This window comes from Xanthobacter aminoxidans (genome assembly GCF_023571765.1).
Classification (GTDB): Bacteria; Pseudomonadota; Alphaproteobacteria; order Rhizobiales; family Xanthobacteraceae; genus Xanthobacter; species Xanthobacter aminoxidans.
On sequence record NZ_JAMJXC010000009.1, the window covers coordinates 56,080 to 70,907 of the forward strand.

The 14,828-nt window shown below is 66.5% G+C and carries 13 protein-coding genes; all 13 read right to left on the minus strand.

Annotated features, from left to right (window positions below; all coding sequences use genetic code 11):
- Window positions 1-62: 62 nt before the first annotated feature.
- Window positions 63-1,499, minus strand: a complete 1,437-nt coding sequence (locus tag EJ105_RS14980) for a FadR/GntR family transcriptional regulator (RefSeq protein WP_250166974.1) — start codon at window positions 1,497-1,499, stop codon at window positions 63-65.
- 551 nt (window positions 1,500-2,050) lie between these two features.
- Window positions 2,051-2,755, minus strand: coding sequence for an ABC transporter ATP-binding protein (locus EJ105_RS14985; RefSeq protein ID WP_250167113.1), 705 nt, complete (start codon window positions 2,753-2,755; stop codon window positions 2,051-2,053).
- A 2-nt stretch (window positions 2,756-2,757) separates the two neighbouring features.
- A complete protein-coding gene (locus tag EJ105_RS14990) occupies window positions 2,758-4,566 on the minus strand; it encodes a branched-chain amino acid ABC transporter ATP-binding protein/permease (RefSeq protein WP_250166975.1) in 1,809 nt (602 codons plus the stop codon).
- Window positions 4,563-5,438 carry a branched-chain amino acid ABC transporter permease gene (locus EJ105_RS14995; RefSeq protein WP_250166976.1) on the minus strand — a complete coding sequence of 292 codons (876 nt, stop codon included), beginning with the start codon at window positions 5,436-5,438 and terminating at the stop codon, window positions 4,563-4,565. The genes EJ105_RS14990 and EJ105_RS14995 overlap by 4 nt, the downstream gene beginning before the upstream one ends.
- A gap of 16 nt (window positions 5,439-5,454) precedes the next feature.
- Window positions 5,455-6,669: an ABC transporter substrate-binding protein gene (locus tag EJ105_RS15000; protein ID WP_250166977.1), complete on the minus strand. Its 1,215-nt coding sequence runs from the start codon at window positions 6,667-6,669 to the stop codon at window positions 5,455-5,457.
- 244 nt (window positions 6,670-6,913) lie between these two features.
- A complete protein-coding gene (locus EJ105_RS15005) occupies window positions 6,914-7,858 on the minus strand; it encodes an electron transfer flavoprotein subunit alpha/FixB family protein (RefSeq protein WP_250166978.1) in 945 nt (314 codons plus the stop codon).
- Entirely contained in the window at window positions 7,858-8,607 is a 750-nt protein-coding gene (locus EJ105_RS15010; RefSeq protein WP_250166979.1) for an electron transfer flavoprotein subunit beta/FixA family protein, read from the minus strand. The genes EJ105_RS15005 and EJ105_RS15010 overlap by 1 nt, the downstream gene beginning before the upstream one ends.
- A 62-nt stretch (window positions 8,608-8,669) precedes the next feature.
- A complete protein-coding gene (locus tag EJ105_RS15015; protein ID WP_250166980.1) occupies window positions 8,670-9,518 on the minus strand; it encodes an SDR family oxidoreductase in 849 nt (282 codons plus the stop codon).
- A gap of 28 nt (window positions 9,519-9,546) precedes the next feature.
- A complete protein-coding gene (locus tag EJ105_RS15020; RefSeq protein ID WP_250166981.1) occupies window positions 9,547-10,701 on the minus strand; it encodes an acyl-CoA dehydrogenase family protein in 1,155 nt (384 codons plus the stop codon).
- A gap of 22 nt (window positions 10,702-10,723) precedes the next feature.
- Window positions 10,724-11,911: an acyl-CoA dehydrogenase family protein gene (locus EJ105_RS15025; RefSeq protein WP_250166982.1), complete on the minus strand. Its 1,188-nt coding sequence runs from the start codon at window positions 11,909-11,911 to the stop codon at window positions 10,724-10,726.
- A 171-nt stretch (window positions 11,912-12,082) separates the two neighbouring features.
- A complete protein-coding gene (locus tag EJ105_RS15030) occupies window positions 12,083-12,862 on the minus strand; it encodes an IclR family transcriptional regulator (RefSeq protein ID WP_250166983.1) in 780 nt (259 codons plus the stop codon).
- A 229-nt stretch (window positions 12,863-13,091) separates the two neighbouring features.
- Window positions 13,092-14,318: a CaiB/BaiF CoA transferase family protein gene (locus EJ105_RS15035; RefSeq protein ID WP_250166984.1), complete on the minus strand. Its 1,227-nt coding sequence runs from the start codon at window positions 14,316-14,318 to the stop codon at window positions 13,092-13,094.
- Window positions 14,315-14,794 carry a MaoC family dehydratase gene (locus tag EJ105_RS15040; protein WP_250166985.1) on the minus strand — a complete coding sequence of 160 codons (480 nt, stop codon included), beginning with the start codon at window positions 14,792-14,794 and terminating at the stop codon, window positions 14,315-14,317. The genes EJ105_RS15035 and EJ105_RS15040 overlap by 4 nt, the downstream gene beginning before the upstream one ends.
- Window positions 14,795-14,828 lie beyond the last annotated feature (34 nt).

Consider the following 14,828-nt stretch of genomic DNA (forward strand, 5'->3'; position numbering starts at 1 on the left):
ACCGAACCGGGGCCGACGAGGCACGTTGGAAGTCCGCCCAGCGTCGGCTCCGTGGTCGGAAGTCAGCCGATTTCCTCATACCGGTTGCTGAAAGCGCCGACATGCTCTGACATGGCGCGCGCAGCCGCGGCGACATCGCCCGCGGTGATCGCGGTGACGATTTTCGTGTGATGGTTGAGCAACATGGCGTCGCAGGCGGGGCCGAAATCCGCGACGCCCAGCGAGACGTCGAAATAGGCCATCATCAGGTCGCGCAAGATCTCCGTGACGTAGAGATGTACGGCCGATCCAGCCGCGCGCGTGATCGTGAGATGGAGGCGCATATCGAGGTCGATCCGGCGCCTGGGGGTCAGATGCGAGCGGCCCATCTCAGAGAGTATCCGTCGCATATCTTCCAGATCGGCCTCGGTGGCGCGCGCCGCCGCCCGGGAGGCCGCCCAGACTTCGAGGTAGCCGCGAAGCCGCGCCATGGTCCGCAAGTGGTCGAGATCGGCCGCCGCATAGGTTGCGAGCTCGGACTTCATATCCATCACCCGTGAGCCCGTGCGTTCGTCTGAAGCGACGACACCTTCTTCCCTCAGCGCGGCGAGAGCCTTTCGGATCGATGTGCGGCTTACGCCGAAGAGCTGGGCGAGCCGCCGCTCGCTGATGAGATGGCCTCCCTCGCTGGCTCGGCCCGTCGCGATCATGCCGACGATCTCGCGCGCGATGCGGCGCTTCAGTTCCTCATGGCCGGCTACTGCGAAGCCGCGCAGGATCGTATCCTGGTGCGTGGGGTGGTCGGCATCGACGGCGGAGCCGTGACCGACGCCTGCGATCGCGGCGGACAGGGCCGCTTTCGCGACCTCCATATCGGCATGGCAAATGCCGGCCGAGAGCGCGTGCCGGCGCGACAGCACGAAATCGCTCAAGCCGCCCCGTGCCATCCGGTGCGAATGGTCGAACAGGCAGTGCATGCCGCGGCGGAGCTGTTCCGTGACGAGGCGGTAGACCGGATTGCCGGTTGCGTTCGCGATGAGGACGCGCAGTTGCGTTTCCTGCTCGGCCACGTCCTGCGCATGGGCGGGGGGCGGAAGCGCCATGATGGCGGCCGACACCTCGTTAAGGGTTTCCGGTCCCGACCGCGTCAGCAGGCGCTCGATGAGGCAGCGGTCGAGAAACCCGATAAGACCGCGCAGGTCCTCGAGGTTCTCTGCGTTCGCCTTGATCAGCGCGTCAAGCTTGGCGTTCTGGTTCATCGGCACCACCCGCGTGCCGGACCCCTGGACGGCTTCGATGTAACCTTCGGACTTGAGCCGGGCGAGGGCTGTCCGGACGCAGACCCTGCTTGCCGGAACGGCCATTGCGATCCGGCGCTCGGCCGGCAACCTCGCGCCGGGGGGCAGGTTGCCGGACGCGATCATCCCCAGCACGGCGACGGCGAGACGGTCCGACAGGGCAGGATTGGTCTGCATGTGAAGATCGATGGCTGACAGCTTGCCGAAGTCGTCGATCATCATCGGACAAGCCGTATCCCCCCGCAGGAGGGACAATCCGATTTCCAGTCCACCGGCCATGCAGCGTTCCTCCGGTCTCGCCTCTATTTCCGGGCGTTGACCTTGTTGGGGAGTGTACCGCCTTCGGCTGCGCGTTCAATGGAAGATGCGGGACGACGTTGCGGCCTTGCGAACTTGCGAGGATTGAACCGGCCTGCAAGACATCAATCGGACGTCTGGCGGCTTTTCGCCTGGCGCCCGAAGCGGCTCCCGCCGGCACCGGGGCGTGGTCTCAGTCCGCTCCCGAAACACGCCTCACGTGCCGCGAGAAGAACGGGCCGCCCTTGGGGGGCGTTTTTCTTGCTTTGGCGGCATGGCGTCCTGAATAGAGACTGTGAATCACATTCGCAGCGAAATTAATAGGTCCTGAGTCTAGAATCCTAGACGCCTTATTCCCTAAATGTGAGGCAAGGAGGCCCCGATGATGGCCGCGGCCATGCGTTCGTTGACGCCGTGCGCAGGGAGAGGAAGACGTCCATTCCCGGCGGCCTGAAATTGAAGCTGGGCCGCTGAATTCATATGCCAAGATAGGCATGGCGAACGTGATCGCTCTCTCGCAACTCGTCCGCTGTCCCTGACAATACGATTGCACCGTTCTCGATAACATAAGCGCGCGAAACCAGGCCCAAGGCGACGGGCACGTCCTGCTCCACCAGAAGCAAGGTCAGTCCTGATCGAACAAGACCCCGCAGGACCTCGTAGAGTTCACGAACGACCATCGGCGCCAGCCCTAGGGAGGGTTCGTCCAGCATCACCAGTCGCGGTTTCGACATCAACGCGCGGCCGATGGCGACCATCTGCTGCTGTCCACCGGAGAGTGTTCCGGCCTGGGCGTCGCGCTTTGTCACCAGCATGGGAAAAATCTGCCAGATGTCTTCCAGCGCGGCCTCGCGCGCCGCCCTGCCGGGCAGGGGAGTGCCGCCGACCAACAGGTTCTCGCGGACCGTGAGGGAGGGGAAGATATGGCGGGCTTCCGGCACCTGGACGAGGCCCGCATGCGGAATGCGGTGCGCCGGCATCGCGACAAGATCCCGGCCATCAAACGATATCGCTCCCGCCGTGGGTGCGATCAGGCCGGAAATCGTGCGCAGGAGGGTTGATTTGCCGGCGCCGTTCGGGCCGAGGATCGCGACCGCCTCGCCGGCTGCGACCTCAAGGGAGACGTCGCTGAGCACCTGGAGCGTTCCATAGCCGGAGCGAACACCTTCGACGGAGAGCAGCGTCATCGTGCCTTGACCTTATCGAGCGGGGGAGAAGCCGGCTCCTCGGCCGGACTGCCAAGGTAGGCTTCCACGACGCGGGGATTGCGGGCCACGTCGCTCGGCACCCCTTCGGCTATGAGCTCTCCCGCATCTAGCACGATGATCCGGTCCGACAGGGCCATCACCGCGCGGATGTGATGTTCGATGAAAATGACCGTCACGCCCAAGTCCCGGATGCTGCGGATCAGCTCGATGGCGTCGTTGATCTCGCGCGGGGTCAGCCCGGCCATGATCTCGTCGAGGAGGATGAGGCGGGGGCAGGTGGCGAGCGCGCGCGCGATCTCGAGGCGACGCTGCACCGCGAGCGTAACATCCGCGCTCGCCATGTCGCGATACTGGTCGAGGCGCGTCAGCGACAGGACGGAGCCCGCGATGGCCGCTGCATCCGCCTCCGACCGTCCGACCAAGGCCGCCGCATAGACCGTTTCGGCAACGGTCAGCGTGGGAAAGGCGCGGGTGATCTGGAACGTGCGCCCGATGCCGGCGCGGCAGATTTCATGCGGCGGAAGGCCGGCGATTTCCCGCCCGTCGAAGGTGATGCTGCCGCTCGTGGGCTTGAGGGACCCGGCGAGCAGCGAGAACAGGGTTGTCTTGCCCGCGCCGTTCGGTCCGATGATGCCCAGGATCTCACCCGACCGCACCTCGATAGATACGTCCCGCACCGCAAAGACGCCACCGAAATTCTTCGACACGCTGCTTGCCGTCAGGATCACGCGGCCGTCGGCGGCCTTGGTGCGGTTAACGTCAGGAGCGGAACCCGCCGCAGGTGCGAGGTCTGGTACCGAGAGCGCGCCACGCGTCAGGCCGAAGCGTCTGAGGCCGGAGACGAGGCCGCCGGGGAAGCTCAGAATGGCGAGCATCAGCGCGACACCATAGATGAGATGATGCGCGCTCGATCCCCCTGCACTTGCAAGAGCCGTCCGCAGATACTCGCCCGCCGGCACCAGCACCAGCGGGCCAAGCACTGGCCCGAGCAAGCTGCCTGCGCCGCCGACGACAGCGAAGAGAAGAAGATAGATGGTGATCTCGACGCCAAACACCGATTGGGGATCGATGAACCCAGTGTGCTGGGCGCTGAAGGTGCCGGCCATCGCCGCGAAGAAGGCGCTGACCGCGAACGTGAACAGCTTGACCGCCATCGTGTTGATGCCGATGGCGCCGGCGGCGGCTTCGCTGTCATGGATGGCACGCCAGTAGAAGCCGAGCCGACCCGAATAGAGGATCTGGATGGTGGCCAGGGCGAAGGTCGTCAGGGCGCCGGCAAGGAGGAGATAGCTCACCGGGCTGTTGAAGCGCATGTCCCACACGGACTGCCCCACCGCCGGGGGAAACAGGCCATTGGTTCCGCCCAGCGCCGGGATGCCGCTGACCGCGAAGAGCAGGACATAGGACGACGCCAGCGTCAGGAGCGAGAAGACGAGGGGGCTGAGGCCGCGGCGGAATGGCAGATACCCCACGATCATCGAAAACCCGGCCGCGAGCAGGCCCCCGACCAGCATGCCAAGCCAGGGGCTCACGCCGTGGGCGGTTGCGAGATACACGGCGGTGTAGGCGCCCAGCCCGAAGAAGGCCGAATGTCCGAACGAGACTTGGCCGAGCAGGCCGCCGACCATGTTCCAGGATGCCGCCAGCAGGATCCAGCCGAGCAGGCCGACCATGATGCCGATCCAGTAGCCGTCCAGGAACACCGCGGCCGCGGCGATGGCGAGCCACATGGCGACGAGGGCCGCCGCTGTCTGGCTGCGGGTGAAGCGGGAGAGACTGTTCATGCTTCGCTCCCGCGTCCGAACAGGCCACGGGGACGGGCCAGGAGAGCGAGGCCGAACACCAGGTAGATGATGCCGGGCGCCGCGGGATTGTTGAAGAGCGCGCTGGTCACGGCTTCGACGATGCCGATCAGGAGACCACCGACGAACGCCCCCCGCAAGTCGCCGAGGCCGCCGAGCACCACGACCATCAGCGACAGCAGGCTGTACTGGATGCCGGCCGTCGGCGTGAGCTGTGAGAAGGCCATGAGGCATCCTGCCGGCACGGCGAGAAGCGCCGTGCACCCGACGAACACCATCATCTGGACCGAGCGGACAGGAATGCCGCAGAGAATGGCCATCGTCGGGTCCTGAGCCACCGCCCTCAGGCGGCGGCCGAATTCCGTGCTGAGGATGAACCAGGTGAGCGCGGCACAAACGACGATCGAGATGAGGAACCCGATCAGCTCCGGCGTCCCGATCACCACGCCCGCAACCCGGAACGCCGCGCCGTCAAGCGACGTGCGCACGTTCAGAAGGTCTGCGCCGAACACCAGAAGCGCGGTGCTCTGGATGGCAAAGGACAGTCCGAGCGTCACCTGCGCCTGCATCAGGGGACCGGCGCCGAGCACCCGCCGGATCAGCACGAAATAAACGGCGATGCCAATCAGGGCGAGAACGGGAGCCACGAGGACGATGGCGGCGTACGGGTTGATCCCGAACGCCTGGTTGAGGACGACGATGCCGTACATGCCGGCCATCAGGAGGTCGCCGTGGGCGAAATTCAGCACTCGCATCACGCCGAAGACGAGCGCCAGCGACATTGCGACGAGTGCATAGATGCCGCCGAGCAGCAGGCCGGAAACGACGGCCTGGAGGAGGGTTGCGAAAGACATGCGCTGGCTTGCTCGTTCAGGGCAACATGACGGGCTTGCCGACGGCAATGCTCGGAGGGAAGACGGTGACCTTGCGCTTGCCGTCGACCCAGGCCGCCACGAGATCCTCGGCGCCGAGGTTCCGGCCGTTCGCCGGATCGAAGCGGATGGAGCGGAAGGACGTCACTGTTTGGTCGCCGGGAATGTCGAGCTTGCGGAAAGCGTCGCGCATCGAGGTGGTGGTCAGGTCCGGGGAGGCCTTGAGAGCCGATTCGAGCGCGGCCTTCAGCGTGAAGATGGCGGCGTAGCAGGTGCCGGCATAGCTCGACGGCTCGGCACCGAACTTCTTCAAATAGGCCTCGCGGAATGCGGCGGCGCGCTTGATGTCGGGATTGAAGTAGTCGACGTTCGCGACGTGAAGCTGCTCGATGATGGCGGGGTCAACGAGTTCCGGGAGGCGCGGGTCGCCCATGCCGCCGCCGATGCCGAGCACGTAGGGTTTGAAGTCGAGCTGGCGGGCCGCCTTCATCCCGGCCACCACATCCTCGGTATAGCCGATCCAGACGACGAGCTCGGGCGTGCTGTCCTGAACCTTGCGCATCACAGGCAGCAGGTTGCGGTCGGCACGGTTGTAGGTGGTCTCGCTGACGACCTTCACGCCATTGGCATCCATGAGCTTGCGAAGGCGCTCGCCGGTGCCCGCGCCGCGGGGGCTGTCCTCATAGAGCAGAGCGATCCGGCGGTCGGCGAGAGGCTTTGTGCCGGTGGCGGTCTTCATGTAGGCGAATGCGGTGGCCGCCTCGTCGTCGCTGCTCATCTGGTGGGAGAAATACCATTTGTAGCCGCGGGCCAGGATATCGGCCGAGACCGCCGAACCGTTGAGCAGGGGAACCTGCGCGGATTCTGCGTACTGCGCGGCGCCCGACGTGCCGGCGCTGATGTCGCAGGCGAGGACGACCGGTGCCCGCCCCTCGCGCGTCAGCCGCTCCATCTCGCGCCGCGCGATCTCGGGCCGGCCCTGCGTGTCCACGATTTCGAGCTGGAGAGGCCGGCCGCCGATGCCGCCTGCCGCATTGATCGTTTCCTGGGCAACCTCCGCGGCCTTCTTGGAATCCTGTCCCAGCACCGCGATCGATCCGGTGAGCGGCGTCATCATCGGCACGCGGATGGCTTCCTGAGCCTGCGTTTCGTGGACGAGGAGCGTCGACGCCGCAAGAGCGAGGCCTGCATAGAGGCAATGGCGCAATCTCATCGTCTTCCCCTGGTTCTGTTTGGCGTTGGTGTCAGTGTTCACGGGAGATGCGCCCTGGGACAAGCCGAGGGGGGGCATCAACACCAGCGTGCGATTTTCCCTTGCGGGGGCGGTGGAGCAGGGACGAGGCGGCCGACCGCGCGCCTGAGGTGTTCAGTCCCCGGGGGAGCGGGCTGACCTCCCGCTCCTTCGGCGCCTGCCGAGCGCCGGACGGAACAGGCCTCCCGCCCGGCAATCTCGGATCCTATCCCTTAACCTTGGCGATTTCCGCCTTGAGTTCAGGGATGACGGTGTTGATATCGCCGACGAGGCCGTAGTCCGCCACCTGGAAGATGGGGGCTTCCTCGTCCTTGTTGACGGCGACGATGACCTTGGAGTCCTTCATGCCGGCGAGATGCTGGATGGCGCCGGAGATGCCGAGGGCGACGTAGAGCTCGGGGGCGACGACCTTGCCGGTCTGGCCCACCTGCCAGTCGTTCGGGGCATAGCCCGCATCCACCGCGGCGCGCGAGGCGCCCACCGCCGCGCCCAGCGCGTCGGCCAGAGGCTCGATCAGCTCGGCGAACTTCTCCCGCGAGCCCACCGCGCGGCCACCCGACACGATGATCTTCGCGGCGGTCAGCTCGGGACGGTCGGAAGCGGCGATGCTCTCTTCCACGAAGGTGGAGAGCGCCGGGTCGGACGCCGCGCCAACGCTCTCGATGGCGGCCGAGCCGCCTTCGGGCGTGGCGGCGAAGGAGGCGGTGCGCACCGTCACCACCTTCTTGGCGTCGTTGGACTTCACCGTCTGGATGGCGTTGCCGGCATAGATGGGCCGCTCGAACGTGTCGGGCGCGACCACCTTGATGATGTCGGACACCTGCATCACGTCCAAGAGCGCGGCGACGCGCGGCAGCACGTTCTTGGCGCTGGCGGTGGAGGGGCCGACGATGGCGTCGTAGGACCCGGCCAGCGAGACGAGCAGCGCCGCCAGCGGCTCGGCGAGACGGTGCGCATAGAGCGCGTCGTCGGCCAGCAGCACCTTCTCGACGCCCGAGAGCTTCGCGGCGGCCTCGGCCACGCCCTTGGCATTCTGGCCGGCGACCAGCACATGCACCGGCGCGCCCATGGCGGCGGCGGCGGTGAGGGCCTTGGCGGTGACGCCGTTGAGGGCCGAATTGTCGTGTTCGGCAATGAGCAGAACGGCCATCAGATCACCCCCGCCTCATCCTTGAGCTTCGCCACCAGCTCGGCCACCGAGCCCACCTTCACGCCCGCCTTGCGGCCGGCCGGCTCGGCGGTCTTCAGCACCTCGAGCCGGGGGGCGACGTCGACGCCGTAATCGGCCGGCGTCTTCTCGGCGATGGGCTTCTTCTTCGCCTTCATGATGTTGGGGAGCGAGGCGTAGCGCGGCTCGTTGAGGCGCAGGTCCGTCGTGACGATGGCCGGGCCGTTGAGCTTGAGGGTCTGCAGGCCGCCGTCGATCTCGCGGGTGACGAGCGCGCCGCCGTCCTCCACCACGACCTTGGAGGCGAAGGTGGCCTGAGGCCAGCCCAGGAGCGCCGCCAGCATCTGGCCGGTCTGGTTGCAGTCGTCGTCGATGGCCTGCTTGCCGAGGATCACGAGGCCGGGGGCTTCCTCGCCCACCACGCCCTTGAGGATCTTGGCCACGGCGAGCGGCTCGACCACGCCGTCGGTCTTCACCAGGATGCCGCGGTCGGCGCCCATGGCCAGCGCCGTGCGCAGGGTCTCGGAGGCCTGGGCCGGTCCGATGGACACCGCAATCACCTCGGTCGCCTTGCCGGCTTCCTTGAGGCGCAGCGCCTCTTCCACCGCGATCTCGTCGAACGGGTTCATGGACATCTTGACGTTGGCCAGCTCCACGCCCGACCCGTCAGACTTCAGCCGGACCTTAACGTTGTAATCCACCACCCGCTTAACGGGCACCAGGATCTTCATCTTCGCTCCTTGGGACAAGAGGATTTCCGGGCACCCGCACGACAGGCGCGTGCCCGCTCGCGTCAGCCGCGGCTGTTGGCGCGGAATGCGTCCCAGCGCTCGGGCGTCCAGGAGAACAATCCCATCACGCCGCTTCCGCCGCCATTCTGGAGGTCGCGACCGCCATCGATGGTGATGCAGTCGCCGTTGATGTAGGAGGCTCCGTCGCTGAGCAGATAGGCGACGAGGTTCGCGATTTCCTCGTGCTGTCCGGTGCGGCGCAGCGGCACCTCCATCTCCTCGGACAACAGCTTCGAGCCGTCGGGATAGAGCTGGCTCCAGGCCGCCTTGGTCGGGAAAAGGCCGGGGGCGACCGAGACGGTGCGGATGCCGTGCGGCCCCCATTCCACCGCGAGGCTCTTCATCATGGCCAGCACGCCGGCCTTGGCCGCGGCCGAGGGCACGGTGAAGGCCCGGCCGGAATTGGCCGCCGACGACACAATGGACAGGATGCTGCCGCCGCGTCCTTCCGCGATCCAGCGCTTTCCGGCGGCCACCGAGCAATAGAAGGACCCGTGCAGCACGATATCGAGGACGGCATCGATGGCACGCGGCGACAGGGTCTCGGTGCGTGCGATGAAGTTTCCGGCGGCATTGTTGATGAGGGCGTCGAGAGGGCCTTCGCTCCAGATGCGCGTGAACATCTCGTCGACCGCCCCGGCATCGCGGATGTCGCAGATGGCGGTGGCGACCTTCGCCCCGGATGCGCGCCGCAGCTCCTCCGCGGTCGTCTCCAGCACATCGGCCCGCCGGCCGCAGATCACCAGTTCGGCTCCCAGTTCCGCAAGCCGCGCGGCGAAGCTCTTTCCCAGGCCGGAACCGCCGCCCGTCACGAGGATCTTCTTGGTCTTCAGGAGGTCAGTCACGAACATGTTGGGGCATCCATAATCGAGGCAGACATCACGCGGCTCGGCCGTTGGCCTGCGCAGGCGCGGTTCGGGGCAGTCGTCCTTCGAGGCCGCCGAGACGGTCGAGGACTGCGAGGTGGTGAAATGTGTCGCCAAACGCGCGTTCGATCATGGCCGTGCGCTTGAAGCACCGGCCGACGCGGCATTCTTCGGTCACGCCGATCCCGCCGTGCAATTGCACCGCCTGCTGCCCCACGAACCGCAGCGATGCGTTGATCTGGACCTTTGCCGCCGCCAGCATGCGCCAGCGCTCTTCCCGGTCCGGCAGATCGACGCTCACCGCAGCGAGCAGCGCCATGCTGCGCGCCTGCTCCAGCGCCACATACATTTCGGCAGCGCGGTGCTGCAGGGCCTGGAAGCGGCCGATCGGCCCACCGAACTGCTGGCGGGTCTTGAGATAGGCCACGGTCTCGTCGAGCATCGCTTCCAGGATGCCCACCGCCTCGCCGCAGACGGCGGAAAGCGAAGCGGCTTCGGCTCGGTCCAGTGCCGCGAGGGCGCCCTTGTCCGAGGCCAGCAGGGCATCCGGCGGGAGCGCGACGTCCGAAAGCCCAACGATGGCGAGGGTCGTCCCGTCGAAGGCGGGAAAGGTCCGCATCCGGACACCCGGCAGGTCGGCCGGGACCAGGAACAGGGCGATCCCGGTCTCGTCCCCCGCCGCACCGGAAAGGCGGGCGCTGACGATCAGCTCGTCCACCCCGTCGATGGTCGCGATGCCGGTCTTCTTCCCGTTCAGCACGAAGCCGGAGGCGGTCCTTTCCGCCCGGGTCTCGACATGGGCGAGCCGGTAGCGCGCATGTTCCTCCTCATGCGCGAGGCAGGCCGTGCGGGACCCTTCCGCGATTGCCGCCACAAGTTCCCGAAGGCGCAACGTCTCGGGGCAAAGACCCAGGATCGCGCCCGGCCCCACCGCGCACCCGATGTAGGGCACGTCTGCGAGGTGCCGACCCACGGCCTCCATCACGATCTGAGCCTCCACGTTTCCACCCGCAAGGCCGCCCATGTCTTCGGGGAAGGGCAGGGCGAGGAGGCCGAGTTCCGCACACGCGGCCCAGATGGCCCGGCGGTCGGTCGCCCGGCGCTGCGACAGCAGGCGCTCCACGCTGTCGGCAAGCAATGTCTGCTCAGTGGAATATTCGAGGTTCATGGACTGCTTCCACGTGTGCCAGCTAGAGGCCGAGGATGCCCTTGGCGATGATGTTCTTCTGGATTTCGCTCGATCCGCCGTAGATCGTCGCCGCGCGGGCACCCAGATGGATCGCCGCCGCGCCCTGCGCCTCCGCGAAGCCCCCGCCCAGCGCGGCGAGATCGGCATCGAGAGGAGCCCCGAGCCGGCCCGCGACGTCCAGCAGAAGCTGCGCGCTTGCCTGCTGGGTCTCCGCCCCCCGCAGTTTGAGCACCGAGGACGCGGGATCGGGACGCCCGTCGTTACGCCGCCGCTGCCGATCGATGATCCGCAAGGCGGTGATCTCCAGCGCCTTCAGCTCGATCTCCAGCTCGATCACGCGACGGCGAAACCCATGATCGTCGGTGAGCGGGCCATCCAGCCCTTCAATCCCGCACGCTAGGGAGACGGCCCGGCTGACGCGACCCTGGGACAGGCCGACACGGGCGATGCCGGTGCGCTCGTTGCCGAGCAGGAACTTTGCGTAGTCCCAGCCTCTGTTTTCCGCGCCGATGCGGTTCGCCACAGGCACGCGCACATCGTCGAGAAAGACCTCGTTGGTATGATGCGCGCCGTCGATGGTGATGATGGGCCGTACGGTGATGCCCGGCGTGCGCATGTCGATCAGCAGGAATGAAATGCCCTCCTGCTTCTTCGCCGCCGCATCGGTGCGGACCAGGCAGAACATCCAGTCGGCGACGTGCGCAGTTGAGGTCCAGATCTTCTGGCCATTGACGATGTATTCGTCGCCTTCCCGGCGCGCCGACGTGCGAAGCGCGGCGAGATCCGAACCCGCACCGGGTTCAGAGAAGCCCTGACAGAACCACCAGTCGAGGCTGCGGATGCGGGAGAGAAATCGCGCCTTCTGCGCGTCCGAGCCGAAGGTGTAGACGACCGGCCCCACCATGTTGATGTTGAAGGACAAAGGCTCGGGCGTCGGAGCCCGCAGCATCTCCTCCATGAAAATGTAGCGCTGGACGGGACTGAACCCCGGTCCCCCGTGCTCGCGCGGCCAGTGGGAGGCCGCCCAGCCCCGCGCGTCCAGGATCCTGTGCCAGGCGACCACGTCCGCCTTGTCGAAATGGGCGACGCGGCCGGCCTTGGCGCGGATGTCGGCCGGCAGGTTGTCGCGGATGAAGGCGCGGACCTCGTCGCGGAAAGCAATCTCTTCGTGGGAGAAGGACAGATCCATCGCGAGCCTCACAGCGCGGCACCGCACGGGTGGCGGAGCGTCGGGCTTTTGTTGTGTCGGCCCTCGTCGAAGATGCCAAGAGGACGTGCGTGCCCAGGCTCCAAGCGACACATATGCGCTCATGCGCGGATGGGCTGGGCGATCCTTTTGCGGCCCTGCCGGGCAGGCGGATCAGGCGACGGCTTCGACTTCGCGATGTCCGAGCGCCTGCGAGGCGCGGCTGGCGGCGAGAACGGCTTCCTGGCGAAGGAGCGCCCGGTTCTGCTCGGCACGCGCGGCGGGAGCGGCGACAAGAAGAGCCGCCACCACCGCGCCTTCGGCGTCGCGCACGGGCACGGCGACCCCCGCGGCCCCTTCCACGGCTTCGTTCGAGCTGAAGGCGACGCCGGTGCGCCGGATCTCGGCGATGATCTTTCGCAGCTCGGGCACCTTCGTCACGGTGCGGGCCGTGAGCGGCTTGAGGTCGGCGTTCTTGAAATAGGCTTCACGCCAGTCTTCAGGCTGGAAGGCCAGCAGGAGGCGGCCGGCCGCGGAGCAGTAGAGCGGGCGCGTGACGCCGGCCGGGACCGAATAGCGAACCAGCTGGGGGCTCTCGATCACGTCCACATAGGCGGCGAGGGCGGCGGCGCGATCGAGCACCGCAACGATGACGGTTTCGCGCGTCGCCGCCGCCAGATCGTGCGCGAACTGGCGGATGAGGGAGGGCTGACTGCGGGTCGAGATGATGCTGGAGGCGAGGCTGAAGGCCCTCGGCCCCAGAGTGTAGACGCCGTGGATATATGAGAGGTAATCTTGTGCCACCAATGGCCGCAGCAAGTTCAGAAGGCTGCTTTTCGGAGATGCAAGCAGCACGCTCAGTCGCGCCAGTGTCAATCCGTCGGGAGTCTGCGAAATGACCTCGAAAATCCCGAGAATCCTCAGCGTGGACTTCGGTGCGCTTTCGATCACCATGATGTATCCACCGCCTGAAGGGAAAGACAACGCGCGTTGACGGGCCGGGCAGGCCCTGAGAACGATTAACCCACCTCCAATCGTGCAGCAACCCGGCGCCAGTCAGTCATTGGCAGGGGCCTCTGCGTCTGGCGGTCATGGTGCTTCAGGGCTGTCCCCGCACACGATCTGCGCCCAAGCCGTGCGCTCCGTTACAGCTCGGAGGTCCGGGCGGCAGCTCGGGTCCGGGTCAGATGACGCCCTTGCGCCGCAGCTCGGCCCGGCGAGCCTCGTCATAGCCGTAGCGTTCGAGGGTCTCGTCGGTGTGCTGGCCGAGGAGGGGAGGCGGCCCGTAGCGGTCGATGGGCGTATTCGAGAAATGCAGGGGGCTGCCGATCAGCGCCGTGCGCCCGTTATAGGGGTGGTCCACCTCGATCTTGAGCCCACGGGACACGATGTGGGTGTCCTCGAAGACCTGCTTGAAATCATAGATCGGGCCGGCGGGTACTTCGGCCGCCTCCAGCACGGCCAGCCAGTGGGCGGCCGGCTTCTGCACGAAGATCGCTTCAAGCTCGGCGGACAGCGCCGCCCGGTTGCTGATGCGCGCCAGGCTGTTGCTGAACCTGGGATCACGAGCCATCTGCGGGTGGCCGATCGCCTCGCACAGACGATGGAACTGCGCGTCGTTGCCGGCGGTGAGCATGATGCCGCTGTCGGCGCAGCGGAACATCTGCGAGGGAACGCCGCCATTGCCCTGCGTCCCCCTGCGGAAGGGCGGCACGCCCGAGGTGAGGAAGATCTGCGCATAGTGCGAGAGCGCGGCGACCATGGATTCGAACAGGGAGAGATCGATCTGCTGTCCCTCCCCGCCATTGTGGTCGCGATGGCGCAGGGCCGCGAGAATTCCGATCACCGCGTTCAGGCCGGTGACGATGTCGGCGATGGAGGGCCCCACTTTCATGGGGCCGCCGCCGGGCTCGCCGTCCGGCAGGCCGGTGACGCTCATGAGGCCGCTCATGCCCTGGAACACGGCATCATAGCCCGGCCGCTTGCGGTAGGGTCCGGTCTGGCCGAAGCCGGTCAACGAGCAATAGACAAGCCTTGGGTTGACTTCGCGCAGGGACGCATAGTCGAGCCCGTAGCGGGCAAGGTCGCCCACCTTGAAGTTCTCGATCACGACATCGCAGTCGCTAGCGATGGTACGGATGATCTCCTGCCCCTCGGGAGACGCAAGGTCGGCGGTCACCGACTTCTTTCCGCGGTTGCAGCTCAGGTGGAAGAAGCTCTCGCTGGTGGGTGCGCCGCTCTCGTCGGGGAGATAAGGCGGGCCGAAATAGCGCGCGTCGTCGCCCTTTCCGGCACGCTCGATCTTGATGACCTCCGCGCCGAGATCGGCAAGATACTGGCCTGCCCAGGGGCCAGCCAGTATCCGCGACAGGTCGAGCACGCGGATGCCTTCCAGCGGCAGAGCGCTCATGCAGCCTGCTCCCGGCCATCGGTGCGGGCCTTCACCATGCGGGCCGGCGTGTAGATCATCACCACCTCCCCGCGCTGGTTCCGAACCACGTTGCGCGTACGCACGATGCCGCGGTTGGGGCGGGATTTCGAGCGGCGGGACTCGATGACTTCGACCTCCACATGAATGGTGTCGCCGGCGATCGAGGGCCCTTTGACCTCCAGATCCATGTTGAGGAAGGCGAAGCCGGTGTGCTGCATGGAGCACTGGGTCAGAAGCCCCTCCATGAAGGTGAAGACCAGGGCGCCGGGCGCCACGCGGCCCCTGATGTCGGATTCCTTCGCCTGGAATTCGAAATCGGTGAACAGCACTTCCGTCATGCCTGTGCAGGTGACGAAATTGATGATGTCGGTCTCGGTGATGGTGCGGCCGATGGTCTTGAAGCTGTGCCCCACCGGAAGGTCTTCATAGTAAAGTCCGAGGCCAAGGACGTCCATTTTCGCTCTCTCCTTCGAAATCTGCTGAAGTCGT